Below are 24343 nucleotides of genomic sequence, written 5' to 3'. Positions count from 1 at the left end.
TAGGCACGCGCTCCGCTATTCGTACCGGAGCGCCTCGATCGGGTTCTGCCGGGCCGCCCGACGCGCCGGCAGCGTGCCCGCGAGGAAGGCGATGAACATCACCACGAGGATGATCGTGATCACCGAGGACGGCGCGAACTGCATGATCTGCAGCCCGGGCAGGTCCTTGAGGACGGTCCCGGCGAGGACGTTCGAGATCCCCGTGCCGAGCAGGATCGCCACGCCCGCACCGATCGCGCTGCCGAGGAACCCGATGAACACGGCCTCGAGCGAGAACAGCGTGTAGACCTTCCCGCCGCCCATGCCCATCGCCTTCATCAGGCCGATCTCACGCGTGCGCTCCTGCACGCTCATGAGCAGCGTGTTGATGATGCCGAACCCGGCCGCGACGAGCGCGATCACGGCGAAGGCGTTGAGCACGCCGACGATGCCGTTGATGACCGTCTGGAACTGGCCGAGCTGGTCCTGGATGGTCTGCCCGGTGTAGCCGTCCTTCGACAGGGCGCTCTTCACGCTGCTGGCCGACGCACCGCTGTCGAGCGTGGCGGTGGCGCTGGCGTACGAGGTGGCGATCGACGAGGGCTTGCCGGTCTCCTGCGCGGCCTGCATCGCGTCGGTGAGCGCGGCGTTCGCACCGGCACCGCCGCCGAACAGCGACTCGTTCTGCACCCCCGCGATCGTGGCGGTCAGGGTGTGCTCCTTGCCCTGGTAGTCGTCGACCGCGACGGTCAGCTCCTTGCCCACGGCGGCCTTCGCGCTGCCGAGCCCGAGGTTCTCCAGGTAGTTCGTGGGCAGGAGCACCTGGTTGCCGGCGGAGGACGCGTCGTCGAGCTGCTTCCCGGCCGCGAGGTCGGCGTCGAGCTCCCCGGCGTTGGCGGCGATGTCGACGACGTACTTGCCCTTCCCGTCGTACTCGACCCACTTCGTGCTCAGTGCGACGGCGGGGCGGACGCTCTTCACCCCCGAGACGTCCGTGATCTTGTCGACATCGGACTGGGACAGGTACGCGAACGAGGCCGGCCCGCGGTCCACGCTCTGGCTCGACTCGTCGGGGTCGTACTTCGCCGGCCCGGAGTCGGTCGACGACTCGACGGCCTTGGTGATCGTCAGCGACCCGGTCTCGCCGATGGAGGCCACCTGGGTGTCGATGTAGTTGCTGACGCCCGTGCCGATGGCCGAGGTCAGGGTGATCGTGAACGCGCCGATGAAGATCGCGATGACCGTCAGCGTCGTGCGCAGCTTCGACCGGAAGGTGTTCGCGACCGCGGTGCGGAAGAGGTCGAGGACGTTCATGCGGAGTGCCTTCCGTGGGTGGCCGGCGCGTCGACGGCATCGTCGCTCCCACCCACGATGAGTCCGTCGCGCACGTTGACGCGCCGGTCGCAGCGTTCGGCGAGTTCCTCGTCGTGGGTGACGACCACGAGGGTGATGCCCCGGTCGCGCTGCAGCCCGAAGAGCATGTCCTCGACCACCTGCCCCGTGTTCGTGTCGAGGTTGCCGGTCGGCTCGTCCGCGAAGATGACGCTCGGCTCCCCGACCAGTGCACGCGCGATGACCACGCGCTGCTTCTGCCCGCCGGACAGGTCGTTGGCGTCGTTCTTCGCCTTGTCGGCAAGGCCGAGGGCGTCGAGTGCGGCCATGCCCCGGCGCTTCCGCTCGGCACCGGAGACGCCGGCGATCTTCAACGGGAGCACGACGTTCTCGAGCACCGAGGTCTTCGGCGTGAGGAAGAACTGCTGGAAGACGAACCCGAAGGTGCTGTTCCGCGTGCGGTTCACCTGCCGCGCGCTGAGCGTCGCGGCGTCGGTGCCGTCGAGGAGCACCTGGCCCGCCGACGGCTTGTCGAGCAGCGCGAGGAGGTGCATGAGCGTGGACTTCCCGGAGCCGGACTTGCCGACGATCGCGAGGCTCTCGCCCTGGTTCACCTGCAGCGACACCCCCTTGAGCGCGTCGAACCGCGTCGCGCCGCGGCCGTAGGTCCTGGCGAGGCCACGAGCCTCGAGCACGGGAGTGGTCATGCGCCCACCGTACTGTCCGCTGCACGACTGCAAGTTTGCGTTTGCTGTAAACGATGTGACGTTCCGGTTACAGTCGGGCCATGCCCGACACCGCGCCCGCCTCCGAGATGGGCCTCCGCGACCGCAAACGCCTCGAGACCCGGCACCGGATCGCCGAGGCGGCACGCTCCCTCGCACTCGAACAGGACATCGACCGCACCACGATCGAGCAGATCGCCGCGCGCGCCGAGGTCTCCCCGCGCACGTTCTTCAACTACTTCGAGAGCAAGGAGGACGCGGTCCTCGGGCACATCGAGCTCGACCTCACGCCCGAGACGCTCGACGCCCACCTGGCCGCCGTCGCGGGGGAGCCCGCGGCGCAGGCCGTGGTGGACCTGGCGTTCCTGGTGTTCGGGGAGTCCTTCGGTGACGAGCACGAGCGGCTCGCCCGGAAGGAGGTGATCGTGCGCTTCCCGCAGCTCATGCGCCGCCAGGTCTCCCGGATGACCACGGTCGCCGAGGCGATGACGGGCGCGGTCCGGACGATCCTCGAGCGGGACCCGGCCTGGGGTCCAGACGCGGCCACGCCCCAGGCGGCCGAGATGCTGCTCGGCATGTGCATGACCGGGCTGCGGAGCTCGGCGCGCCACGAGGGGTCGGACCCGGAGGAGGTCCGCGCGCGGGTGGTCGCGACGATCCGCGACACCGCGGCCCGCATCACGGGCCAGTAGCGGACGGGAGGCGCGGGGCGGGGCCGCCACGCGCCTCCCGTCCGTCGCATCACGCGCCTCCCGTCCGTCGCATGGTGAGCAGAAATGGTCGGGTGCCGCTCGGGGACCCGACCATTTCTGCTCACGATGCGAGCACGGCGCGGCGCCGCGCGGCGCGCGCCCGCGTCACGGCTTCGTGATGAAGCCCTCCTTGACCATCCAGTCGAAGGCGACGTCGGCGGGCTCGCGACCCTCGACGTCGACCTGCCGGTTCAGCTCCTGCAGCACGGCGTCCGTGAGCTTCGGCGAGATCTGGTCGTAGACGTCCTCGAGCTGCGGGTACTCCTTGAGCGTCGCCGAGTCGAGCACGGGCGCGACGTTGTACGCCGGGAAGAAGCCCTTGTCGTCCTCGAGCACGGTGAGCCCGAGCGACTTGATGCGGCCGTCGGTGGTGAAGACCTCGCCGAAGTTGCACTTGCCACGATCGGTCGCGGTGTAGACCGTGCCGGTGTCGAGGATGCTGACGTTCTTCGTCGGGATGCCGTTGTCGCCCGAGCCGCCGAGCTCGAGCCCGTACTTCTTCAGCATCGGCTTGAAGCCGTCGGCACGGGAGTTGAACTCGGACTCGACGCAGAACGTGCGATCGCTGACGGGGAGCTTCGTGATGTCGGAGAGGGTCTTGATGTCGCCGAGCTCCGACACGGCCTCGTCGCGGACGGCGAAGGCGTACGTGTTGTTCATCGGCGCCGGCTCGAGCCAGGTGAGGCCGTTGCCGGCGTCCTCCTGCTTCACCGCTTCCCACTGCTCGGTCTTGTCCGGGATGCCCTCGCTGTGGCCCATGAAGGTCAGCCAGGCCGTGCCCGTGTACTCGTAGGTGAAGTCGGCGCCGTGCGAGGTCATCAGCTCGCGGACGGCGACGCTGCCCGGCACGTTCGTCTCGTCGGTGACGTCGAACCCGGCGGCCTTCGCGGCGAGCACGGCGATCTTGCCGAGCACCAGCTGCTCGGTGAAGTTCTTCGAGGTCACGGTGATGTGCGCGCCGTCCGGCAGGTCGTCGATGCGCTGGATCGAACCGGGGTCCGCGGCGGGGACGAAGGACGTCGCCGGCTGCAGGCCGCAGCCGGTCAGCACGAGGGCGGCCGCGCCCGCCACGGCGGTGGCGGTCGCGACCCGGCGACGGACGGTCGGACGGGAGGCGCGGCGTGCGCCCCGCAGATCGGCGCGCGGCGCGTGGTTGGTCGCGTTCGGCGCGTCGTGGGTCGCGTTCGGGGCGTCGTGGGTCATCGGAGTCCCTTCGGTCGTGCGACCGTCTCGACCACGCGGCCGATCCAGTCGATGGACAGGGCGAGGAGCGCCACGAGGAGCGCCCCGGAGACGAGGACCTTCGGCAGGAACAGGTTCACGCCCGTGGTGATGAGCAGTCCGAGGCCACCGGCGCCGACGAACGTCGCCAGGCTCGCGGTGCCGACGAGCAGCACCAGCGCGGTGCGGATGCCGGAGAGCATGACCGGCACGGCCAGCGGCAGCTCGACCTTCATGAGCACGCTGAACGCGCTCATGCCCATGCCCCGCCCGGCCTCGACCAACCGCGAGTCGACGCTCTGGATGCCGATCATGGTGTTCCGGAGCACCGGCAGGATCGCGTAGAGCACGAGGGCGACGACGGCCGACCACGAGTTCAGGCCGAGCCACGCGGCGAGCAGCACGATGAGCCCGACGGCCGGGGCCGCCTGCCCGAAGTTGGCGACGGCGAGCACGTACACGCTCGCACGACGGAGCGGCCCGCGGGTGAGCAGGACGCCGAGCGGGATGCCGATCACGAGCACGAGCACGGTCGACTCGAGGGTCAGCACGAGGTGCTGCCCGGTGAGCGCGAGGATGTCCGCCGGGTTGAGCGTGGTGCGCTCGGTCGGCGTGAGGTCCGCCGTGGCGAGCCAGACCGCGAACCCGGCGAGCACCACGAGGATGGCGATCGGCTGCACGAGCAGCCCCTTCCACCCGGTGCGGCTGCCCGTCCCCGCCCCGGCGGCGACCGCGCTCACAGGTCCTCCCCGCTGGTCGCCACCACGGGCGACGACGGCATGGTCTCGATCGGGTTCGTGTTCGTCCCGACCGGCGTGTAGGCCTGCTCCTGGGCGGCGGCGGCGCGCGACCGGGTGATCGCGTCCATGACCGTCTCGACGGTGATGACGCCCTGGAACGCCTCGCCGCGGCCGGTCACGAGTGCGGCGCCGGCGCTCGACACGAGCATGGTGTCGAGCGCGTCGTTCAGGGTTGCGGCCCCGCCCACGACGGGCAGGTCGGGCTCGATGCCCTCCGGGATCCGGTCGAGCCGCTCGAGCTGACGACGCGTCGGCCACCCGATCGGACGCTGTCGGCGGTCGACGACGACGGCGTGCCCGTGGCCACCGGCCTCCTGCATGCGCTGCAGCACGGCCTTCGCCTCCTCGCCCGGCGAGCAGGTCACCGCGGGGGCGAGCTCGACGTCGCGGACCCGGTTCAGCGTGAGCTGCTTGAGCCCGGCGCCGGACCCGATGAAGTTCTCGACGAACTCGTTCGCCGGTTCCGCGAGGATCCGCTCCGGGGTGTCGTACTGCACGATGTGGGCACCCTCGGTGAAGATCACGATCCAGTCGCCGAGCTTCACGGCCTCGTCGAAGTCGTGGCTCACGATGACGATCGTCTTGTGCAGCTCCTCCTGGATGCGGAGGAGCTCGTCCTGCAGGCGCTGGCGGGTGATCGGGTCGACCGCGCCGAACGGCTCGTCCATGAGCAGGACGGGCGGGTCCGCGGCGAGCGCCCGGGCGACGCCGACGCGCTGCTGCTGGCCGCCGGAGAGCTCGCGGGGGAACCGGTCGCGGTAGGTGTCGGGGTCGAGCGAGACGAGGTCGAGGAGCTCGTCGACGCGGGCCGCGATCTTCTCCTTCGACCACCCGAGCATCTTCGGGACGATCGCGATGTTCGCCGCCACGGTCATGTGCGGAAAGAGCCCGCCGGCCTGGATCACGTAGCCCATGCGGCGACGGAGCTCGTCCGCGTCGATCCCCGTGACGTCGTCCTCACCGACGACGATGCGTCCCTCGGTCGGTTCGATCAGGCGGTTGATCATCTTGAGCGTGGTCGTCTTGCCGCAGCCGGACGGGCCGACGAGCATGACGATCTTGCCGGCCGGGATCTCGAGCGTGATGCCGTCGACCGCGGGCTTCGTCTGACCGGGGTACCGCTTCGTGACCTCGTCGAGCAGGATGCGGCGGCCGGTGACGTCGCCGGCGGGAGCGGTGGTGGTGGCGGAGTCAGTGCTGGACACGGATACCTCTCGAGATGGTCAGACGGCCGAGGCCGAGGAGGAGCAGGTCGAGGACGAGGGCGAGCAGGACGACCCCCACCACCCCGACCGTCACGGAGAAGAGGGCGTTCGCACCGCCGAGGCGGGACAGCCCGGAGAAGATGAAGCCGCCGAGCCCGGGGCCGAGCGCGTAGGCGGCGATCGCGGCGATGCCCATCACCATCTGCGCGGACACCCGCACACCGCTGAGGATGATCGGCCACGCCATCGGCAGCTCGACCTGGAGCAGGGTGCGGAACCGGCTCATGCCGATGCCCCGCGCCGACTCGACGACCGTCGGCGGGATCTCGGCGAGGCCGACGACGGCGTTGCGCAGGATCGGCAGCGTCGCGAAGAAGACGACCGTCACCACGGACGGCACGACGCCGAAGCCGAGCGGCACGATGAGCAGGCCGATGACCGCGAAGGACGGGAGCGTCAGCCCGATCGCCGAGACCCCGTTCGCGACGGAGGTGAGCCGTTCGCTGCGGTAGACGAGTGTGGCGAGGACCACGGCGATGAGCGTCGCGAGCACCGTGCACTGGACGACCAGTGAGAAGTGCTGCCACGACGCGAACCAGATCTGGTCCCACCGCTCCCCGATGTACTGGAACACGCGCAGAACGCTCCCCTCCGGTCGGCCGAACTGCCCACGGGTCGGGGCACAAGTGGGTTCGAACCTACGCAGGGGGCCGGGTCACCGCACAACCGAGGACGGGTGCCGGAACGACTCCCCGCGGATCCGCGAAGCCGGAAACACCCGGTCAGGACAGGTGCAGCGCCCCGACCCTGGGAGAACGGTAACGATCCCGAGCAGTCGTCGGCTATGCGCCGAGGTCGCGGAGTCCCGACCGCTCGGCGACGTCGACGAGGTGCTCCCGCCAGAGGACCCACTCGTCCGGGGTCTTCTCGGCGAGGTTGCCGTCCCCGTCGCCCGCGAGCCCGTCGAGCATCTCGCGCACGATGTCGGCGTGCCCCGCGTGCCGGGCCGTCTCGTACCCCATGTGCACGAGGATCCGGTGCAGGCTCACCCGCCGGCGGTCCTCCGGCCACCAGGGAACGACCCCGCGGGCGTCGAGGTCGAGCGCCTCGATCGTGGCGTCGGCGTGCGCGGCGCTGCGGTGGTGGAACGCGACGACGTCGTCCAGGGTCTCGTCGAGCGTCGCGTACATGTCGTCGCCGTCCTCGGACTCGAGCCAGGCGGGCGGGTCCGGCAACGGGCGCCCGAAGACCTCGCCGAAGTACATGGCCTGCACGCCCGCGACGTGCTTCACGAGACCGAGCACGTTCGTCCCGGTCGGCGTGACCGGCCATCGTGCCTGCCGTTCGGCGAGCCCGTCGAGCTTGGCGACCAGTGCCGCGCGGTGCTTCTGCAGGTACCGGTGCAGCGTCCGCTTGAGGACCTCGGCGTCGATGCCGGTCGTCGACCCCTCGTCCGACAGCATCGAGCCGCCGCTCGAGGCGATGGTCGGTGCTGCCGGTGCGGGGTGGACCTCGGGGACCGGGTCGGCGCTCGTCATGCCCTCGATCGTGCCACCGAACGCTCGCGCACGCGCTCCGACTCCTGCACGGCGACCCGTTCGGCGGTGAGCAGGAGCCCGGCGACCTCGCCGGAGTTCCGCGCCGGGGCGTCGTTCCAGCTGGTCAGGTCGCGGACCCGTCCCATCCGGACGTCCGGCGCCGGGCACCAGAGGACCGGCTGTCCCTCGTCGACGGCGAGGGCGTGCCACACCAGGTCGAGGGCGCGCTGGACCTGCTGCGAGTGCACGGCGTGCGGGCCACCGGCAGCGGAGACCACGGAGCCGACCAGGCACGCGGCGACGAGGGGGCGGCCCTGCACGTCCATCGCCGCGGCGCTGGAGGCCTTCCGCATCCGACCGTGCTCGTCGACGTACGCGAACCACGCGTGCTGGATCCACCCCCGTTCGATGACGCCGCGCGCCCCGGAGAGCAGTCGGGCGAGGTCGTCCAGCTCCTGCAACCGGGCCTCGACGCGACGGTCGCGCGCAGCGGAACGGCGTGCGGAGAACCGGTCGAGGAGCCCGCGGAAGCCGGTGCGGGTCGGGGTGGACGGGACGGGAGAGGCGTCGGTGGCGACGTCGTGCTGGACGCGGAACTCGAGGGTCATGACGGCCCCTCCGATCTTCACGTGCACGGATTGGTGCGGTCACGATAGCCCCGCGCGGACTCAGTCGTCCAGCACTTCTCCGATCACCCGGCGTGCGACGGCGCGGAACGCGCGGTCGTCGGACAGGTGGAGTGCCGAACCGATCGAGACGGCCCAGGCACGCGCCCGTTCCCAGGTGTCGTCGTCGGCCGCGACGCGCGTGCGGAAGGTGCGCCGCGCCTCCCGGTCGAGCGTGAGCCACGCGGTGGCGAGGTCGACGGCCGGATCGCCCGCCGTCACGTCGCCGAAGTCGACGACCGCCGACAGGCGGGTCCCGCCGGCCGGTGCCGTCTCGAAGAGCACGTTGAAGGGGTGCAGGTCGCCGTGCACCCAGACGGGAGGCCCGGCGTACGCGGGCAGCGCCGCCGCGGTCCGCCAGACTGCCGCGAGTTCACGGGCCCGGGGCACGTCCGCCGTCGCGAGTCGCGTCAGGACGCTGTCGCTGCGCGTGGCGAGCGGCACCGCGCGGACAGGGTTCACGGGAGCGTCCGGCGGCGCGGGGACGTGCAGCAGCTCGACGAACGCGGCGAGCGCCTCGGCCACCTGCACGCCGCCGGCGCGTTCGCCCGCCGGGGTGCCGGGCAGCCAGCGGACGACGCTCCACGACCACGGGTACCCGAGGGCCGGGCGTCCGGTGCGGACCGGATCGGGGACGGGCACGATCGCCGCCACCCGGTGCGCGATCTCCGGCAACCACCGCTGCTCGTGCTCGATGAGCGCCGCAGCGGCCGCCCGGCGGGGGAGCCGCACGGCGAGCAGCTCGCCGAGCCGGACCACGACGTTGTCCCAGCCGCTCGCCACGATCGCGAGCGGGAGGTCCGCGAGGTCCGGGTGCTGGTCGCGGAGCAGGGCGGCGACGAGCGGGACGTCGACGTCGACCTCGGCGGCGGGGGTGGCCATCGGGTCAGGGTAGCCGGGGGCGCGCACACCCGTGAACTGGGGAGAGCCGGGCGGGGCGGGCGCTCGGTAGCCTCGAGGGACCAGCGACGTGGGTGTCCATGGGGGGACCCGCGTCGCGTGGCGGTCGGGTCAGGCGTCGTCGGGCAGCGGGGCGATGAGCGCGACGAGCCGGGGGATCTCCGGGCGGACCCGGTCGGAGACGATCGCCGCGAGCAGGACCGTCCAGAGCTCACGGAGCCGGACGTACAGGTCCGACCGGTCGGCGAGGACGTCCGAGACGGTCTGCACCCCCGTGTACGCGGGGATGACGACGCGGCCGACGAGTTCCGGGTCCCACGCGGGGTCGACCTCGCCGGCGTCGATGCCCTGTCGGACGAGGTCGGTCACCACGGCGATCCAGTCGGCGTACGGGTCCTGCCGGGCCACGTCCGCCGTCGCGGCCTCGGTGGACAGACGGATGCCGGCGCTCACGACGGTCTCGTCGATCATCTGCGACGCGAGGCCCTGGGACATCCACATGAGCACCTCGAGCGGGGTCGTCCCGCGGGCGGCCGCCGCCTCGCCGTACCGCCGGGAGACCTCGTGCTGCCGGGCGATCACCGCGCCGGCGAGGTCGGCCTTCGACGTGAAGTGGAAGTACAGCGCACCCTTGGTGAGGCCGGCCCGCTCGGCGACGGCGTCCATCGAGGTGCCGAGGTACCCGCGCTCGTCGAACTCGCCCGCTGCCGCGTCGAGGATCGCGGCACGGGTGGCGACCGCCCGCTGCTGCCGCGTGCCACCGTCCTGCGCCATGATCCTGCAAGCGTACCGATGCGGCCGTCCCAGGCGGTGTCCGGGTGACGTCCGGGAACCTCCCCGGTCGGCTGTCGTACGGTTCCCGGCATGGACGGATGGCGGAACCCGGTGCGCTGGGCACGGACGGGTCGGTGGCTGCTGCTGCCGATCGCCGTGCTCGACTGGGTCGCGCTCGCGCCGCAGACCGTCGTCGTGCTGGCGTTCGCGATCGCCGTGGTCGGGCTGGCCGGCATCGCCGCGGCGCTCGTCGCCCGGATGCTCCGAGGGTCGCGGGGCGCGATGGCGGCGCTCGGGGTGGTGCTCCTGCTCGGCGGGCTCGTCGTGTTCGGCCTCGATCCGTTCCCGGCGTCGATCCCGCTCATCGACGGGTGGTGGCCGGAGTCGATCACGCAGCCGCAGGTCGTGGGGAGCGCCTACTGGCAGCTCGCCGGCCTCGGGATCGAGCTCGCCGGGTTCGGGATGCTCGCGACGCTGCTGGTCGTGTCCCTGACCGCGAAGCCCGCGCAGCGCTGACGACCGCGGGCGCTGGCGGTCCGTCGCGGGCGCGGGCGGGTCGGTCGCGGGCGCTGACGGTCCGTCGCGCTCAGTCGCGCGTGAGGACGAGGAGCGTGCCGGCCGTGGCGACACCCCGGACCCGGTCGACCAGGCTCGCGGTGTCGTCGGCGCCTCGCACCCATCCGATCAGCGTCTCGAGGTCCCCGACCGCGGCCAGCAGCCCGTCGGTGCACAGCACGACGCGGTCTCCCGACGCGAGGTCGAGCGCACCGGGGGTCCGCGGCGTCCCGTCCGGTTGTAAGCCGATCGGCAGGTCGTGCGACCGGAGCACCGCGGCACAGCCGTCCGCGCGCACGACGGCCGCGAGGCCGTGCCCGGCGTCCCCGTACACGACGTGACCCGACGCGGGGTCGAGCCGCAGGTGGAAGAGCGACCCGACGGTGTCCGCAGCCGACAGGTCGGCGGCGACCTGCGCCTCCAGGCCGACGATCGCGGTCTCCATGTCGACGTCGGTCCGCGCGATCACGGCTGCCCGGACCGCTGCTGCCAGCAGTGCCGAGGCGCGACCGGCTGCCGGGACGGCTCCGACGGTGCAGTGCAGGCGGCCGTCTGCGGCGACCCGCCAGTCCGCGACGTCACCGGAGTCCTCGCGGGGGAGCGTCAGCACCTCCAGCGAGTACCCGGGGACCTCGACGGGTCCGGGGACGAGGCCCTCCACGACCCGCCGGACCCGGTCGCGCTCGATCGTGTGCCCGAGCTCCCGCTCCGCCCAGCGCGCGAGGTCGCGGAGCAGGTCGATGTCCTCGGCCGTCAGCGTGCGCGGCGTCGCGTCCATGATGCAGAGCGTGCCGACGCGCGTGCCGTCGAGCATCGACAGCGGCGCGCCCGCGTAGAACCGGATGCCCTGCTCGGTGACCGCGGCGAGGTGGGCGAACCGCGGGTCGAGCATCGTGTCCGGCACGACGATCGCTTCGTCGGTGAGGACCGTGGTGGCGCAGAACACCGACTCGGCCGGCACGCTCGAACCCTGGTGCCAGCCCTGCGTGGACTGCGCCGTGACGAGCCCGTCGTGCACGAGATTGAGGAAGGACAGCGGGACCCCGAAGGCCTCCTGCGTCATGCGGGTGATGCGGTCGAAGCGCTCCTCGGGGCCGCTGCCGAGGACGCCGAGCGCCTCGACCACGGCCGACCGGTGCGCTGCGGCGTCGAGGTGGGTCACCCGTCCTGTCTACCCGCACCCTCGCCCAGGAACCAGTCCCGCGGGTGGGGGTCGGCGGTCAGTTCGCGTCGCTCGGACACCGGCGCCGCCCACGCGGCCGCGTTCGACAGCACCCGCTGGATGTCCGGGTGGTGGTACACCGGGTACTCCTGGTCACCGGGGGAGAAGTAGAAGACCTTCCCGAGGCCCCGGCGGTACGCGACGCCCGAGCGGAAGACCTCGCCGCCGGCGAACGTCGACAGGAAGACCTCTTCGTCGGGGCGCGGGATGTCGAAGTACTCGCCGTACATCTCCTGGCGGTCGATGACGATCGGGTGCGGGACGCCCGCGGCGATCGGGTGCTCGGGCGCCACGGTCCAGACGAGCTCGCGCTCCCCGTCGTTCCGCCACTTCAGGGAGCAGGTCGTGCCCATCAGGCGCTTGAACGGCTTCGAAAAGTGCCCGGAGTGCAGCACCACGAGCCCCATGCCCGCGTGCACGGCATCGACCACGAGGTCGACGACGGCGTCGCTGACCTCGTCGTGGGCGGCGTGGCCCCACCAGAACAGGACGTCGGTGGTGGCCAGGCGCTCGGCGGTGATGCCGTGGTCGGGCTCCTGCAGGGTGGCCGTGCTCACGGTCGCGTCGGGGTGGTGCTCGCGGAGCGCGGCGGCGATCACGGTGTGCATGCCGTCGGGGTAGTGCCCGACGACGGTCTCGTCACCCCGGCTCTCGTGCACGTTCTCGTTCCAGACGACGATGTTCAGGGGACGGGATTCGGTCGGCGTCGACATGGCTCCCACGCTAGTCCGCCTGGTCGTCGAATCGATACGACCACCGGAGTGTCGGGGCTTTCCCGGGAGGCGTCCGCGACGATGTCCGCATGACTCCCCGCTCCCTGTTCCGCGCCGCCGCGGTCGCCGAACTCGTGACCTGGACCATGCTCATCGCCGGGATGGTGCTCAAGTACGGCCTCGGTGCCGGCGACTGGGGCGTCCGGATCGGGGGCGGGGTGCACGGGTTCGTGTTCCTGGCGTACCTCGTCGTGACGACCGTCGTCGCGGTGAACCAGCGGTGGTCGGCCGGAGCGCTCGTGCTCGGGTGGGCGAGTGCCGTCGTGCCGTACGCGACGGTGCCGTTCGAGGTCGCCGTGGCCCGGCGCGGGATGCTCGAGGGTGCGTGGCGCAGTGGTGCCGAGGGGCGCGTCGGGTTCTGGGACCGCCTGCTGTTCTTCGTGGTGCGGCACCCGGCGGTGTCGATCCTCATCGGCGTCGTGGCCGTCGCCCTGGTGTTCGTGGCGCTGCTGGCCGCCGGCCCGCCCGTCCCGTCCCGCGGCTGACGCGCTGCCTTCGTGAGCAGGAACGGTCTGGTTCGTGATGCGGACCCGACCGTTCCTGCTCACGAAGCGCGGCCCGGGTCGCGACCACACGACGGGCGGGAGGCGCGGTGCCAGCCGGCACCGCGCCTCCCGTCCGTGCGTCCCGCGTCTACAGCGCGGCGAGGATCCCGTTCAACGTGGCGGACGGGCGCATCACGGCGCTCGTCTTGGCGTCGTCCGGACGGTAGTACCCGCCGATGTCCGCCGGGTGCCCCTGCACGCTGTTCAGCTCCTCGACGATCGTCGACTCCTGCTCGTCGAGCGTCGCGGCGATCTCGGCGAACGCCGAGGCGAGCTGGGCGTCGGTCGTCTGCGCCGCGAGCTCCTGGGCCCAGTACTTCGCCAGGTAGAAGTGGCTGCCGCGGTTGTCGATCGACCCGAGCTTGCGCCCCGGCGACTTGTCCTCGTCGAGGAACGTGCCGGTCGCACGGTCGAGCGTCTCGCCGAGGATCTTCGCCCGCTCGTTGCCCGTCACACCGGCGAGGTGCTCGAGGCTGACCGCGAGGGCGAGGAACTCGCCGAGGCTGTCCCAGCGCAGGTAGTTCTGCTCGACGAGCTGCTGCACGTGCTTCGGCGCCGAACCACCGGCACCGGTCTCGAACAGGCCGCCGCCGCCGAGGAGCGGGACGACGGAGAGCATCTTCGCCGAGGTGCCGAGCTCCATGATCGGGAACAGGTCGGTGAGGTAGTCGCGGAGCACGTTGCCCGTGACGGAGATGGTGTCCTCGCCGCGGCGGATGCGCTCGAGCGAGAAGCGCATCGCGTCCTCGGGGGAGAGGATCTCGATCTGCAGCCCGTCGGTGTCCTGCTCGGCGAGGTAGGTCCGCACCAGGCCGATGAGGTTCGCGTCGTGCGCACGGGTCTCGTCGAGCCAGAACACCGCGGGGGAACCGGTCGCACGGGCACGCGTCACGGCGAGCTTCACCCAGTCGCGGATCGCGACGTCCTTGGTCTGGCAGGCGCGCCAGATGTCACCGGCCTCGACCTCGTGCTCGATGACCGTCTCGCCGCCGCTCGTGACCACGCGGACGCGGCCGGCTGCCGGGACCTCGAAGGTCTTGTCGTGCGAGCCGTACTCCTCGGCCTTCTGCGCCATCAGGCCGACGTTCGGCACCGAGCCCATGGTGGCCGGGTCGAACGCACCGTTGGCGCGGCAGTCCTCGATCGTGGCCTGGTAGATGCCGGCGTAGCTCGAGTCCGGGATGACCGCGAGGGTGTCGTGCTCCTCGCCGTCCGGACCCCACATGTGGCCGGAGGTGCGGATCATCGCGGGCATGGAGGCGTCCACGATGACGTCGCTCGGGACGTGCAGGTTCGTGATGCCCTTGTCGGAGTCGACCATCGCGAGCTCGGGGCCCGCGTCGATGCCGTCCGCGAACGCCTGCTTGATCTCCGCACCGTTCGGGACGGCGTCGAGCCCGGCGAGGATCGAGCCGAGGCCGTCGTTCGGGTTGAGCCCGGCGGCGGCGAGGTCGGCGCCGAAGCGCTCGAAGACGCTCGGGAAGAACGCACGGATGACGTGGCCGAAGATGATCGGGTCGGAGACCTTCATCATCGTGGCCTTGAGGTGCACCGAGAACAGGATGCCCTGCTCCTGCGCCGCGCGGATCTGGTCCTGCAGGAAGGCCTCGAGCGCCCGGACGTGCAGCACCGTGCCGTCGACGACCTCGCCCGCGAGGACGGGGATCGACTGCTTGAGGACCGTGGTCGCACCGTCGGCACCGACGAACTCGATCGTCAGGACGTCGTCGGCGGGCGCGATCCAGGACTGCTCGTTCGAGCGGAAGTCGTCCGTGCCCATCGTCACGACGTTCGTCTTCGAGTCGTGGCTCCAGGCGCCCATGCGGTGCGGGTGCTTGCGGGCGTAGTTCTTGACGGAGAGCGGCGCGCGGCGGTCGGAGTTGCCCTCGCGCAGGACCGGGTTCACGGCGCTGCCCTTGGTGCGGTCGTAGCGGGCGCGGGCGTCGCGCTCGTCGTCGGTCGTCGGCTCGTCGGGGTAGTCCGGCAGGTCGTAGCCCTGCGCCTGGAGCTCCTTGATCGCGGCCTTGAGCTGCGGGATCGACGCCGAGATGTTCGGCAGCTTGATGATGTTCGCCTCGGGGGTCTTCGCGAGGTCCCCGAGCTCGGCGAGGGCGTCGTCCAGGCGCTGTTCGGCGGTGAGCCGCTCCGGGAACTGGGCGATGATCCGGCCCGAGAGCGAGATGTCGCGGGTCTCGACGTCGACACCTGCGGTGCCGGCGAAGGCCTGGATGACCGGGAGGAAGGAGTGGGTGGCGAGGAACGGCGCCTCGTCCGTGAGGGTGTAGATGATCTTGGCCATGCTGGCGGGTACTCCCTTGTTCGACCGTCGGTACGTCCACGCTACTCGCGCAACGGGATGTCTCGACATCAAGATACATGGTGTCGCCTGCGTGAGCAGATGCTCGGATGGCTTCCTGGAGGCGCACTGTCGACTCATAGGAACGTCGCGTGGAGTGGTCTTCCGCACCACACGACCGCAGGAGGCGCGCATGTCGACGACACGGCAGACACCGGAGGACTTCGGGTGGTCCGCGGAGGACCTCCGTTCGGCGTACGCCGTGGACGGCAGCGGGCCGTACCGGTACGCGCCGGACGGGTCCGGGCCGTTCTCGTACGACGAGGACGGCTCCGGGCCGTGGTTGGTCGGTCCGACGCCGCGTCGTGGGCTCGCCCGCTTCGCGCCGCGGGACCGTGGGTCGGGCTCGCGGCTGCGGCGGATCGGGACCGCCGTGACCGCGGGCACGCTCGCGCTCGTCCTGGCCGCCGGCAGTGTCGCGGTCGTCGCCCACGTCGTTCCTCCACACCACGTCGTCAACGCCTCGGCTGTCCACAGCGCGGAGCCGGACCGGGACTGATCGCCCGGAACGGTGCCACGCTGGGGGAGTGAACGAACTCCTCGTCATCGGTGTGGTCGCCCTGGTCGCCATCGCGGGTGCTGCCGTGCTCGGCCCGCGCATCGGGGTCGCCGCGCCGCTCGTCCTCGTCGCGGTGGGGGTCGCCGCGAGCCTCGTGCCGTGGATCCCGAACGCCCGGATCGAACCGGAGTGGATCCTCGCGGGGGTGCTGCCGCCGTTGCTGTACTCGGCGGCGGTGTCGATGCCGTCGATGAACTTCCGGCGGGAGTTCGGCGCGATCAGCGGCCTGTCGGTCCTGCTCGTCGTCGCGTCGAGCCTGGTGCTCGGGCTCTTCTTCGCGTGGGTCGTCCCGGGGCTGGGCTTCTGGTGGGGCATCGCGCTCGGGGCGATCGTCAGCCCCACCGACGCCGTCGCGACCTCGATCGTCAAGCAGACCTCGGTGTCACGGCGGGCGATCTCGATCCTCGACGGCGAGTCGCTGCTCAACGACGCGACCGCGCTCGTGCTCCTCCGCACTGCGATCTTCGCCGCGGGCGCGTCGTTCTCGTTCTGGGGCGCACTCGGGGACTTCGCCCGGGCGGTCGCGATCGCCGTCGTCATCGGCTGGTTCGTCGGCTGGCTCAACGTCTGGGTGCGGTCCCGGGTGCCGAACGCCGCGGTGAACACGGCACTGTCCTTCGCGGTGCCGTTCGTCGCCGCGATCCCGACCGAGCACTTCGAGGGGTCCGGCCTCGTCGCGGCCGTCGTCGCGGGGCTGTTCACGGGCATCGTCGGCCCGCGCAGGCTCCCCCCGGGGCACCGGCTGTCGGACGCCCAGAACTGGCAGACGATCGAGCTCGTGCTCGAGGGTGCCGTGTTCCTGACGATGGGGCTGCAGCTCGCGTCGATCCTCGGCGACGTGCAGGACCAGCACGCCGGGATCGGGCCGGCGCTCCTCATCGCCGTCGGCGCCTTCGTGCTCACCGTCCTCGTCCGGGCCGCCTACGTCGTGCCACTGCTGCTCGCCCTGTCCGCCAGCGCCAAGCGCGGCGAACGGATGCAGACCCGCTTCGCGGAGATGCACGCGCAGGACCGCGACGCCATGAGCGAGGTGATCCGCGAACACCGACCGGGCAACCGGGCGCCGTCCGAACGGGAACTCGACCGGTTCGCGGTGCGGGTCCGTCGCACCCTGGCGGACATCGCGTACTACACGAAGGCGCCGCTCGGCTGGCGGGAGGGCACCGCGGTGGTCTGGGCGGGGATGCGCGGCGCGGTGACCGTCGCGGCGGCCCAGACGCTCCCCGAGGGCACGCCCCAGCGGTCACTGCTCGTCTTCGTCGCGTTCGCCGTGGCCCTGCTGTCGCTCGTGGTCCAGGGCGGGACGATCGGGCCGCTCCTCCGTCGCATCGCCGCGCCGACGACGGACACCGCCGCGCAGGACACCGAGGAACGCAAGCGGCTCCTCGAGCTCATGCGGGCAGCGGCGGAGCAGGTCCCCGGGACGAGCGAGGCCGGACCCCGCGCGCGGGAAGAGCTCGAGGCCGCCGACCCCGCCGAACTCCGGGCGTGGATGGGGCGCGAGAAGGCCCGGCGTCTGGCGGTGCTCGAAGCGCAGCGCGCCGCGATCCTCGACGCCCGCGACGACGGCAGTTTCGACGCCGAGGTGCTCGAGTCGATGCTGCAGAACCTCGACGCCGAGCAGATCGCCCTCGAGCTCAGGGGCGCTCCCGCACGGTGACGGTCACTCGCCGATGCGCACCCGGAAGACCCGGACGCCGGCGGTCTTCAGGGCCGCGAGCCCCACGCGCATCCGGAAGTTCCGGAACGGCCGCTCGAACCCGGACGGTGCCGACGCCGCGCCGATCTGGTGGAGCACCTCGGACGTCAGCGTCCGCTCGACCTTCGGCGCGAGCCGGGTCAGCCCCGAGACCGTCACGACGATCCGGACCGCGTGCGGCGCGAGCAGCGGGTCGATCATCTCGGCGGCCTCGTGCGCACGGTGGAACGCCGGGTCGTCACCGGGCCGACGGATCGCGATGACCGCGAGTTCGGCGTCCCAGGTCTCCTCGGGGTCGGGCAGGTCGTCCACCCCGACCACGCGCATCCGGGCGGCGTCGACCCCGGCCCGGACGGCAGCGGTCCGGAGCACCGGCAGGAGCTCCTGCGTCCCGGCGAGCACGACGTGCGCCGACGCCAGGTCGACCGGTTCGTGCCGCTCGCGCGGTGTTCGGGCCATGTGGAGGGTCCTTTCCGCTCGCTCACTGCGGACACTACTGATCGGGCGCCATCCGGGGCCGGGCCTGGCTGTGGGATCAGCAGCCTCCCAGCACTTCGGTAACGATGAGATCACGAAAGGACCTGTACAAAGCGACAGAGTCGTGCAGAATGGTGGGCGGCCATGACGACTGCACGCGAACTCGACCAGCACCCGGACACCCCGGTGGTGCACCTGTCCCGTCGCGCCGCCCTCGAGGCCGAGCGCGCCGCAGCCCGCAAGCCGGCCCGCCGTGAGCGGACGCCGAAGCCCGAGCGCGCACCGAAGGCCGAGCGCACGCCCGCGCCGCCTCGCGCGCCGAAGCCCGAGCGCACCGGTCGTCGAGCGGCCGCAGCGCGTGCGACGACCGAGCACGTCGACGCCCGCATCCAGCGCGTCGTCCGTCGCCCCGCACCCAGCGTGCCCGCCGTCGCCCGGGCGACCCGCGCCTCCAGGTCCCGCCGCGCCAGCAGCGTGACGCTCACGAGCGCCCTCGCCGCCCTCGCGATGTTCGCCGCGTCCGCGATGCCCGCGCACGCCAGCGCCGGCACCTCGATGGCGACCGCGACCCTCGCACCCTCCGTCCGCACGCAGGACTACGCCGTGACGCAGGCGATCTCCGCCTCCGCCCTCGACCGCGACGGCTTCACGGTCGGCGGCGGTTCGGCCGGGGCCCCGGGCACGTCGGTGTCCTACGGCGGCGAGGTCCGGTCGCCGTTCCCCGGGCCGGTACGGATGAGCTCGGGCTTCGGCTACCGCTCGGCTCCGTGCGGCGCCTGCTCGTCGCTCCACCAGGGCCTCGACTTCAACCCGGGCATGGGCGCGCCGATCGGTGCCGTGGCCGCGGGGACCGTCCGGGTCTCCGGCACGTACTTCTCGTACGGCACCGCGGTGATCATCGACCACGTGATCGACGGGCGCGAGGTCTCGACGCTCTACGGCCACATGATCCCCGGCTCCTCGCCGCTGAAGGTCGGCGACACCGTCGAGGCCGGGCAGTTCATCGGCAAGGTCGGCTCCTCCGGGGTCTCGACCGGGGCGCACCTCCACCTCGAGGTCCTGATGGACGGCGAGACGCCGATCGACCCGGAAGCCTGGCTCGAAGCGCGCATCGGGCGTTCCCTCACCGCCTGATCAGGTTCCCTGTGCATGCTCACAGGCATGGACGACTGTCACAGACCGCCCGCCCGTCGCCGATCTGAGCCGGCAGCCCGCTGATGGGACCCGACACCTGGATCGCCTTCGGGCTCGTGGTGCTCTTCGTGCTCGTCGGTGGCGTGTTCGCCGCAGCCGAGATCGCCCTCGTCTCCCTCCGTGAGTCGCAGCTGCAGCAGCTCGAGCGCCGCGGGTCCCGGGGGATGCGGGTCGCCGAGCTCGGCCGCGACCCGAACCGCTTCCTCTCCGCCGTGCAGATCGGCGTGACCGTCGCCGGGTTCTTCTCGGCCGCGTACGGCGCGTCGTCGATCGCTCCGGACGTCGCCCCGCTGTTCACGGGCCTCGGGCTCGAGCAGGGTGCTGCCGAGACGGTGGCACTGGTGCTGATGACCCTCGTGATCGCCTACCTCTCGCTGGTCTTCGGCGAGCTCGTGCCGAAGCGACTCGCCCTGCAGCGAGCCGAGGGCTTCTCGATGGCCGTCGCCCCGACGCTCGACCGGTTCGCCACGCTCATGCGCCCGGTGATCTGGCTGCTCTCGAAGTCGACCGACACCGTCGTGCGGCTGCTCGGCGGGGACCCGAACGCCCGGAGCGAGTCGATGAGCACCGAGGAGCTCCGCGGTCTCGTCGAGGACCACGACGCCATCGACGCCCAGGGACGCCGGATCGCCCGGAGCGCCCTCGACGCGGGCGACCGGATCCTCCGCGAGTCGATGCGGCCCTGGTACGACGTGTCCACGATCGACGCGGGCACCTCGATCGCCGCGGCCACCGACCACGCCATCGACCTCGGGCACACCCGGTACCTCGTCACCGACGGCACGCGGGACCACGTCGACGGGTTCGTCCACCTGCGGGACCTGCTGCGCCCGGAGGACCCCACCGCACCGGTGTCGACCCTCGTGCGTCCGGTGCTCGCGCTGCCCGAGACGAAGTCGCTGTCGAGTGCGATCGCGGACATGCGCACCGAGGGACACCAGATCGCCCTGGTCGTCGACGAGTACGGCGGCAGCGCGGGCATGGTGACGCTCGAGGCGCTGCTCGAGGACCTCGTCGGACGCATCCGCGACGAGTACGACGAGCCCGCGGCCGAGCACGACGGCGTCGACGGGGCGACCGTGCTCGAGGACCTCGTGGCCGACGGCGGCCCGGCCCTCCCCGACGGCGACTACGAGACGGTGGGCGGCCTGGTGCAGGTGGCGCTGGACCGCGTGCCCGAGGTCGGGGACGTCGTCGAGGTCGGCGGCCACCGGCTCGAGGTGACCGCCATGGACGGTCACCGCGTGGCGCGCGTCAGCATCACGGCCGACGCAACCGCCTGACGCGGGCGCGCCCCGCTCGGCGGCAACGCGGAGCGTTGCGCGGGGCGCGCCGACCGAGCCTGCGAGGGAGGACGGTGCGGACCCGCCCCGCGCCTCCCGTCCGTCTCGTCCCGTCCCGGGTACGGGCAGGGCCTGCCGCGGTACCAGCCACGGGACGTACGCTCGTCGCATGGGTATCGACGTGCGCAACGAGATCCGCGACTTCCTGTCCTCGAGGCGGGCGCGGCTCACTCCCGAGCAGGTCGGCATGCCGTCGTTCGGCGGCGGTGTCCGACGGGTGCCGGGACTGCGTCGGCACGAGGTCGCCATGCTCGCCGGCGTCAGCGTGGACTACTACACGCGGCTCGAGCGGGGTTCGCTCAAGGGCGTCTCGGACAGCGTGCTCGAGGGGCTCGCCGGTGCGCTGCAGCTCGACGAGGACGAGCGCGTGCACCTGTGGGACCTCGCCCGCCTGGCGAACGCCGGCGTGAAGGTGATGCACCGCAACGTCCCGACCCGCGTGCGCCCCGGTGTGCAGCGGCTGCTCGACTCGATCACGGGAGCGCCCGCCTGGGTGCGGAACGAGCGTGGTGACGTGGTCGCGACGAACGAGCTCGGTCGCGCGCTGTACGCGCCGATGTTCGCGGGCCCCGGTCGTCCGGTGAACACCGCGCGCTTCACGTTCCTCGACCCCGCGGCGAAGGAGTTCTTCGCGGACTGGGCGCAGACCGCTCGGGACGCGGTGGCGATCCTCCGTGCGGCCGCGGTCTCGAACCCGTGCGAGCCCGGACTCGTGACCCTCGTCGGTGAGCTGTCGACCCGGAGCGAGGAGTTCCGCACGTGGTGGGCCGCCCACGACGTCCGGATGCACCGCACCGGCAAGAAGCGGCTCGTGCACCCCATCGTCGGTGAGCTCCGGCTCGACTACGAGGCGCTGGAACTCGTCGCGGACCCGGGCCTGGTGATGTTCTCGTACTCGGCCGAGCCCGGCAGCGAGTCCGAGCGGTCCCTGGCGCTCCTCGGGTCGTGGGCTGCGACCGAGCGTGCCGAGCACTACGCGGCGCTGCGTGAGTCGGAGACCGAGTCGGTCGACTGACCCCCCGCGCGTCGACGGTCAGGCGGTCGGGGTCGCGGGACCTGTCTCGTCCGGGCCGGCACCGTGGTCGTCGATGCCGCCGACGGCGGCGTCGTACCGCAGCCGCTCGATGCGCAGCTGCCGCTCCGTCGCGGACAGCCGCAGCACGCGGATCGCGGCGAACACGAGCACGATGAGCGCGACCGTCAGCACGGCGAGCGCCACGACGAACGCGATGTACAGGACACTGACGACGGCGAATCCCCCGGATACCATGGCCCGACCGTAACAGGCCCGGTCCGTAGGCTGGGGCCGTGACGAGGACGACGGACGGTTCAGCGGGGGACGCCGACTCCGCCCGCATCGGTCAGGACCACCGGAAGTACCGTCGGCCGGAGCCGTCCTTCGCCCGGGCGATCGCGAAGGCCCTCGGTGACGCTCGGACGGTCCTCGACGTGGGCGCCGGCGCCGGGTCCTACGAGCCCACCGACCGCGAGGTGACCTCGATCGACGCCACCGCCGAGGACCTGCCGTTCGCCGACGACACGTTCGACGCCGCGATGACGACCTTCTCCGTGCACGAGTGGGGCGACCTCGAGCGTGGGCTGGCCGAGCTGCGCCGGGTGACGCGGGGCCCGATCGTGATCCTGACGTGCGACCCCGACCGTGTCGAGGACTTCTGGCTCGCCGAGTACGCCCCCGAGGTCATGGCGACCGAGGCCCGGCGGTACCCCGCGCTCGCCCGGATCGCGGCGGCCCTCGCCGACGACGCGGTGACGACCACGCGTCTGCCGATCCCGTTCACGTGCGTCGACGGGTTCTCCGAGGCGTACTACGCGCGGCCGGAACGCCTCCTCGACCCGGGCGCACGACGGGCCGACTCGGCGTGGAGCTCCGTCGACGAGATGACCGCGCGGCGGTCCGTCGCCGCGCTCCGCACGGCCCTCGAGTCCGGCGAGTGGGACCGAGCCCACGGCGCGCTCCGCACGCAGCCGACGTTCGAGGGCTTGCTCGTCCTCCTCACCGCGCGGCCGCGCCCGGCTTGACACGTCGACGTAGGCTGGTCGGGTGAGCTTCCAGGAGGTGGTCGGCGCCCGTTTCGCCGACATCAGGGCGTGATGCCCCCGGTCGCACCGTTCGGTGCGGCCGCCGTCATCGAACCCTGAACCCTCCGCCCGGTGCGGCATGCGTCCGCGTGCCCCGGGCCCGTCCGAGAGCGAACCACCATGCTGCCCATCAGCGAGAAGACCATCCGCACGTCCTTCGTCAACGCCTCCCGCAAGGAGACCGGCGACCTCACGCTGCCCGCCGACCTCGAGAACGTCGACTGGGACGCGCTCGACTACCTCGGCTGGCGCGACCCGAAGCTCGCCCGGCGCGCGTACGCCGTCGTGCCGACCCTCGAGGGCGACCTCGTCGGCATCCTGTTCCGGCAGGCCGAGGCCTCGCCCCGTGCCCGGGCGCAGTGCTCGTGGTGCCAGGACGTGAAGCTCCCGAACGACGTCGTGTTCTACAGCGCGAAGCGGTCCGGCAAGGCGGGTCGCAACGGCAACACCGTCGGCACGCTCGTCTGCCAGGACTTCCAGTGCTCGCGCAACGTCCGGCGGACGCCGCCGCTCGCGTACGAGGGCTACGACGTCGAGGCCGCACGACTGCAGCGGATCGAGGACCTGCAGCTCCGCGCGGCGTCCTTCGCCGCGGAGGTCTAGTCGCGACCACGCACGCGGACGACGAGTGCGCAGCGTGCAGCGCGCGCAGACGTCGTCGAGGTGCGCACCTGCGGTTCGGGAGGCGCGGTGCGGGCCCGACCCGCGCCTCCCGTCCCACAGCGGCGACCGTTCCGGGACCGTCGGCCACCTCGCGCGGGTAACCACGGCGTAACTCCCGTGAAACGGGCGTTCCGTAGCGTGGCGGCATGGACATCGGCGATCTCGACGACGCGACCGTCGCCGACGCGGTCGCCACGGCCACCGGGTGGGCGGCCGTCCCGGCCTGGGCCGACGCACTCGCCGCCGGACGACCGTACGGCTCCGTCGCCGCGCTCCTGGCGCGTGCCGCCGCCGAGGCCCGGGGGTGGGGCGCCGCCGAGCTCGACGCCGCCCTCGCGCAGCACCCGCGGATCGGTGAGCGGGGCGGCGATGCCTCGTCGACCCGGGAGCAGTCGGCCATGCGCACCGCGGACGGCGACGTCGCCCGGGCGATCGCCGCGGGGAACGTCGAGTACGAGCGGCGGTTCGGCCGGGTGTTCCTCGTGCGCGCCGCCGGCCGGACGCCCGAGGAGCTCCTCGCCGAACTCCGACGGCGGCTCGGCAACGATCCCGACGTGGAGGTCGCCGAGGCCGCCGGTGCCCTCGCGGACATCGCACTGCACCGCATCCGCGCGACCTTCGCCGTCGCCCAGCTGACCACGCACGTCCTCGACGCGACCCGGGGCACACCCGCCGCGGGGATGGGCCTCGTGCTGAGCACCGTCGACGGCGACGTCCTCGCGACCGGCACGACCGACACCGACGGACGCGCTGCCCTCGGGCCGGACGTCCTGCCGCGAGGCGACCTCCAGCTGCGCTTCGACACGGGCGCGTACCACCGCGCCGCCGGCGGACCGACGTTCCACCCGTTCGTCGTCGTGGCCTTCACCGTCGGCGGGACCGAGCACCTCCACGTGCCGCTCCTGCTCAGCCCGTTCGCCTACAGCACCTACCGAGGCAGCTGATCCCATGCCGCGCGGGGCATGT

At 72.1% G+C, this 24343-nt stretch carries 26 protein-coding genes and 1 pseudogene; 12 read left to right on the top strand and 15 right to left on the bottom strand.

Translation table 11 applies throughout. The features are described 5' to 3' along the window. Positions 1-15: 15 nt before the first annotated feature. Positions 16-1293: an ABC transporter permease gene (locus BJK06_RS08725; protein WP_070417573.1), complete on the bottom strand. Its 1278-nt coding sequence runs from the start codon at positions 1291-1293 to the stop codon at positions 16-18. After that, positions 1290-2018 carry an ABC transporter ATP-binding protein gene (locus BJK06_RS08720; protein ID WP_070417572.1) on the bottom strand — a complete coding sequence of 243 codons (729 nt, stop codon included), beginning with the start codon at positions 2016-2018 and terminating at the stop codon, positions 1290-1292. Before BJK06_RS08720 ends, BJK06_RS08725 begins: the two co-directional genes overlap by 4 nt. 80 nt (positions 2019-2098) lie before the next feature. Between BJK06_RS08720 and BJK06_RS08715 the strand changes: the two genes are divergently transcribed. Continuing rightward, positions 2099-2728: a TetR/AcrR family transcriptional regulator gene (locus BJK06_RS08715; RefSeq protein ID WP_070417571.1), complete on the top strand. Its 630-nt coding sequence runs from the start codon at positions 2099-2101 to the stop codon at positions 2726-2728. 165 nt (positions 2729-2893) lie between these two features. Here BJK06_RS08715 and BJK06_RS08710 read toward each other — a convergent pair whose 3' ends face one another. The 8 genes from BJK06_RS08710 to BJK06_RS08675 form a co-directional block, all read right to left on the bottom strand. After that, positions 2894-3991, bottom strand: coding sequence for a glycine betaine ABC transporter substrate-binding protein (locus tag BJK06_RS08710; protein ID WP_083295151.1), 1098 nt, complete (start codon positions 3989-3991; stop codon positions 2894-2896). Beyond that, on the bottom strand, positions 3988-4749 hold the full coding sequence (locus BJK06_RS08705) for an ABC transporter permease (protein ID WP_070417570.1): 762 nt from the start codon (positions 4747-4749) through the stop codon (positions 3988-3990). The genes BJK06_RS08710 and BJK06_RS08705 overlap by 4 nt, the downstream gene beginning before the upstream one ends. After that, on the bottom strand, positions 4746-6014 hold the full coding sequence (locus BJK06_RS08700) for an ABC transporter ATP-binding protein (RefSeq protein WP_070417569.1): 1269 nt from the start codon (positions 6012-6014) through the stop codon (positions 4746-4748). The genes BJK06_RS08705 and BJK06_RS08700 overlap by 4 nt, the downstream gene beginning before the upstream one ends. Further along, a complete protein-coding gene (locus tag BJK06_RS08695) occupies positions 6001-6648 on the bottom strand; it encodes an ABC transporter permease (protein WP_070417568.1) in 648 nt (215 codons plus the stop codon). The genes BJK06_RS08700 and BJK06_RS08695 overlap by 14 nt, the downstream gene beginning before the upstream one ends. A 208-nt stretch (positions 6649-6856) precedes the next feature. Next, positions 6857-7552, bottom strand: a complete 696-nt coding sequence (locus tag BJK06_RS08690; RefSeq protein WP_070417567.1) for a DinB family protein — start codon at positions 7550-7552, stop codon at positions 6857-6859. Continuing rightward, positions 7549-8160, bottom strand: a complete 612-nt coding sequence (locus BJK06_RS08685) for a hypothetical protein (RefSeq protein ID WP_139199256.1) — start codon at positions 8158-8160, stop codon at positions 7549-7551. The genes BJK06_RS08690 and BJK06_RS08685 overlap by 4 nt, the downstream gene beginning before the upstream one ends. A 60-nt stretch (positions 8161-8220) precedes the next feature. Then, positions 8221-9099 (bottom strand): aminoglycoside phosphotransferase family protein, encoded by an 879-nt coding sequence (locus tag BJK06_RS08680; RefSeq protein ID WP_070417565.1) that lies wholly within the window; start codon positions 9097-9099, stop codon positions 8221-8223. 129 nt (positions 9100-9228) lie between these two features. Further along, the gene (locus BJK06_RS08675; protein ID WP_070417564.1) at positions 9229-9891 is read right to left on the bottom strand and encodes a ScbR family autoregulator-binding transcription factor; all 663 of its coding nucleotides are present in this window, start codon (positions 9889-9891) and stop codon (positions 9229-9231) included. Between the two features lie 90 nt (positions 9892-9981). On the opposite strand from BJK06_RS08675, the gene BJK06_RS08670 reads away from it, so the two are divergent. Next, positions 9982-10407, top strand: coding sequence for a hypothetical protein (locus BJK06_RS08670; protein ID WP_070417563.1), 426 nt, complete (start codon positions 9982-9984; stop codon positions 10405-10407). A gap of 70 nt (positions 10408-10477) precedes the next feature. Here the strand turns inward: BJK06_RS08670 and BJK06_RS08665 are convergent, their stop codons facing one another. Together BJK06_RS08665 and BJK06_RS08660 are read right to left on the bottom strand one after the other, a co-directional pair. Next, the gene (locus BJK06_RS08665) at positions 10478-11608 is read right to left on the bottom strand and encodes a GAF domain-containing protein (RefSeq protein WP_070417562.1); all 1131 of its coding nucleotides are present in this window, start codon (positions 11606-11608) and stop codon (positions 10478-10480) included. Next, positions 11605-12381 carry a ThuA domain-containing protein gene (locus BJK06_RS08660; protein ID WP_258027733.1) on the bottom strand — a complete coding sequence of 259 codons (777 nt, stop codon included), beginning with the start codon at positions 12379-12381 and terminating at the stop codon, positions 11605-11607. The genes BJK06_RS08665 and BJK06_RS08660 overlap by 4 nt, the downstream gene beginning before the upstream one ends. Before the next feature lie 89 nt (positions 12382-12470). On the opposite strand from BJK06_RS08660, the gene BJK06_RS08655 reads away from it, so the two are divergent. Continuing rightward, complete coding sequence (locus tag BJK06_RS08655; protein ID WP_070417561.1) at positions 12471-12926, top strand: DUF3817 domain-containing protein; 456 nt, start codon at positions 12471-12473, stop codon at positions 12924-12926. Positions 12927-13074: 148 nt separating this feature from the next. Here BJK06_RS08655 and BJK06_RS08650 read toward each other — a convergent pair whose 3' ends face one another. Further along, positions 13075-15285, bottom strand: coding sequence for an NADP-dependent isocitrate dehydrogenase (locus BJK06_RS08650; RefSeq protein ID WP_070417560.1), 2211 nt, complete (start codon positions 15283-15285; stop codon positions 13075-13077). Between the two features lie 190 nt (positions 15286-15475). Between BJK06_RS08650 and BJK06_RS08645 the strand changes: the two genes are divergently transcribed. Together BJK06_RS08645 and BJK06_RS08640 are read left to right on the top strand one after the other, a co-directional pair. Continuing rightward, positions 15476-15841 carry a hypothetical protein gene (locus BJK06_RS08645; RefSeq protein WP_139201798.1) on the top strand — a complete coding sequence of 122 codons (366 nt, stop codon included), beginning with the start codon at positions 15476-15478 and terminating at the stop codon, positions 15839-15841. Positions 15842-15869: 28 nt separating this feature from the next. Next, complete coding sequence (locus BJK06_RS08640) at positions 15870-17561, top strand: sodium:proton antiporter (protein ID WP_070417558.1); 1692 nt, start codon at positions 15870-15872, stop codon at positions 17559-17561. A gap of 3 nt (positions 17562-17564) precedes the next feature. Here the strand turns inward: BJK06_RS08640 and BJK06_RS08635 are convergent, their stop codons facing one another. Further along, positions 17565-18059 (bottom strand): hypothetical protein, encoded by a 495-nt coding sequence (locus tag BJK06_RS08635; RefSeq protein ID WP_070417557.1) that lies wholly within the window; start codon positions 18057-18059, stop codon positions 17565-17567. 162 nt (positions 18060-18221) lie between these two features. Between BJK06_RS08635 and BJK06_RS08630 the strand changes: the two genes are divergently transcribed. The 3 genes from BJK06_RS08630 (at position 18222) to BJK06_RS08620 (ending at position 21629) form a co-directional block, all read left to right on the top strand. Continuing rightward, on the top strand, positions 18222-19211 hold the full coding sequence (locus BJK06_RS08630; RefSeq protein ID WP_070417556.1) for a M23 family metallopeptidase: 990 nt from the start codon (positions 18222-18224) through the stop codon (positions 19209-19211). Between the two features lie 83 nt (positions 19212-19294). Next, complete coding sequence (locus BJK06_RS08625) at positions 19295-20554, top strand: hemolysin family protein (RefSeq protein ID WP_070417555.1); 1260 nt, start codon at positions 19295-19297, stop codon at positions 20552-20554. Between the two features lie 169 nt (positions 20555-20723). Next, positions 20724-21629 (top strand): helix-turn-helix transcriptional regulator, encoded by a 906-nt coding sequence (locus BJK06_RS08620; RefSeq protein WP_070417554.1) that lies wholly within the window; start codon positions 20724-20726, stop codon positions 21627-21629. Between the two features lie 18 nt (positions 21630-21647). On the opposite strand, the gene BJK06_RS08615 is transcribed toward BJK06_RS08620, so the two are convergent. Then, positions 21648-21884, bottom strand: coding sequence for a hypothetical protein (locus tag BJK06_RS08615; protein ID WP_070417553.1), 237 nt, complete (start codon positions 21882-21884; stop codon positions 21648-21650). Between the two features lie 38 nt (positions 21885-21922). On the opposite strand from BJK06_RS08615, the gene BJK06_RS08610 reads away from it, so the two are divergent. The 4 genes and pseudogenes from BJK06_RS08610 (at position 21923) to BJK06_RS19030 (ending at position 24321) form a co-directional block, all read left to right on the top strand. Further along, a complete protein-coding gene (locus BJK06_RS08610; protein WP_070417552.1) occupies positions 21923-22654 on the top strand; it encodes a class I SAM-dependent methyltransferase in 732 nt (243 codons plus the stop codon). A 180-nt stretch (positions 22655-22834) separates the two neighbouring features. After that, positions 22835-23317: an FBP domain-containing protein gene (locus BJK06_RS08605; RefSeq protein WP_070417551.1), complete on the top strand. Its 483-nt coding sequence runs from the start codon at positions 22835-22837 to the stop codon at positions 23315-23317. Positions 23318-23523: 206 nt separating this feature from the next. After that, positions 23524-23934, top strand: a pseudogene (locus BJK06_RS19035) (2-oxo-4-hydroxy-4-carboxy-5-ureidoimidazoline decarboxylase); the annotation flags it as partial. A 123-nt stretch (positions 23935-24057) separates the two neighbouring features. After that, positions 24058-24321, top strand: a complete 264-nt coding sequence (locus tag BJK06_RS19030) for a hydroxyisourate hydrolase (protein WP_070419330.1) — start codon at positions 24058-24060, stop codon at positions 24319-24321. The last annotated feature ends 22 nt before the right edge of the window (positions 24322-24343 follow it).

The sequence above is a fragment of the Curtobacterium sp. BH-2-1-1 genome, from assembly GCF_001806325.1.
In the GTDB taxonomy this organism is placed as follows: Bacteria; Actinomycetota; Actinomycetes; order Actinomycetales; family Microbacteriaceae; genus Curtobacterium.
Note: the sequence above shows the minus strand (reverse complement) of the source record. Positions and strands in the feature narration are given on the sequence as shown.

Coding starts and splice junctions, on each gene's coding strand:
- BJK06_RS08690 (WP_070417567.1), bottom strand. CDS start 7,552: ATGACGAGCGCCGACCCGGTCCCCGAGGTCCACCCCGCACCGGCAGCA.
- BJK06_RS08680 (WP_070417565.1), bottom strand. CDS start 9,099: ATGGCCACCCCCGCCGCCGAGGTCGACGTCGACGTCCCGCTCGTCGCC.
- BJK06_RS08625 (WP_070417555.1), top strand. CDS start 19,295: ATGGGACCCGACACCTGGATCGCCTTCGGGCTCGTGGTGCTCTTCGTG.
- BJK06_RS08635 (WP_070417557.1), bottom strand. CDS start 18,059: ATGGCCCGAACACCGCGCGAGCGGCACGAACCGGTCGACCTGGCGTCG.
- BJK06_RS08630 (WP_070417556.1), top strand. CDS start 18,222: ATGACGACTGCACGCGAACTCGACCAGCACCCGGACACCCCGGTGGTG.
- BJK06_RS08645 (WP_139201798.1), top strand. CDS start 15,476: ATGTCGACGACACGGCAGACACCGGAGGACTTCGGGTGGTCCGCGGAG.
- BJK06_RS08725 (WP_070417573.1), bottom strand. CDS start 1,293: ATGAACGTCCTCGACCTCTTCCGCACCGCGGTCGCGAACACCTTCCGG.
- BJK06_RS08670 (WP_070417563.1), top strand. CDS start 9,982: ATGGACGGATGGCGGAACCCGGTGCGCTGGGCACGGACGGGTCGGTGG.
- BJK06_RS08720 (WP_070417572.1), bottom strand. CDS start 2,018: ATGACCACTCCCGTGCTCGAGGCTCGTGGCCTCGCCAGGACCTACGGC.
- BJK06_RS08620 (WP_070417554.1), top strand. CDS start 20,724: ATGGGTATCGACGTGCGCAACGAGATCCGCGACTTCCTGTCCTCGAGG.
- BJK06_RS08675 (WP_070417564.1), bottom strand. CDS start 9,891: ATGGCGCAGGACGGTGGCACGCGGCAGCAGCGGGCGGTCGCCACCCGT.
- BJK06_RS08655 (WP_070417561.1), top strand. CDS start 12,471: ATGACTCCCCGCTCCCTGTTCCGCGCCGCCGCGGTCGCCGAACTCGTG.
- BJK06_RS19030 (WP_070419330.1), top strand. CDS start 24,058: ATGGGCCTCGTGCTGAGCACCGTCGACGGCGACGTCCTCGCGACCGGC.
- BJK06_RS08710 (WP_083295151.1), bottom strand. CDS start 3,991: ATGACCCACGACGCCCCGAACGCGACCCACGACGCGCCGAACGCGACC.
- BJK06_RS08715 (WP_070417571.1), top strand. CDS start 2,099: ATGCCCGACACCGCGCCCGCCTCCGAGATGGGCCTCCGCGACCGCAAA.
- BJK06_RS08605 (WP_070417551.1), top strand. CDS start 22,835: ATGCTGCCCATCAGCGAGAAGACCATCCGCACGTCCTTCGTCAACGCC.
- BJK06_RS08685 (WP_139199256.1), bottom strand. CDS start 8,160: ATGACCCTCGAGTTCCGCGTCCAGCACGACGTCGCCACCGACGCCTCT.
- BJK06_RS08660 (WP_258027733.1), bottom strand. CDS start 12,381: ATGTCGACGCCGACCGAATCCCGTCCCCTGAACATCGTCGTCTGGAAC.
- BJK06_RS08650 (WP_070417560.1), bottom strand. CDS start 15,285: ATGGCCAAGATCATCTACACCCTCACGGACGAGGCGCCGTTCCTCGCC.
- BJK06_RS08615 (WP_070417553.1), bottom strand. CDS start 21,884: ATGGTATCCGGGGGATTCGCCGTCGTCAGTGTCCTGTACATCGCGTTC.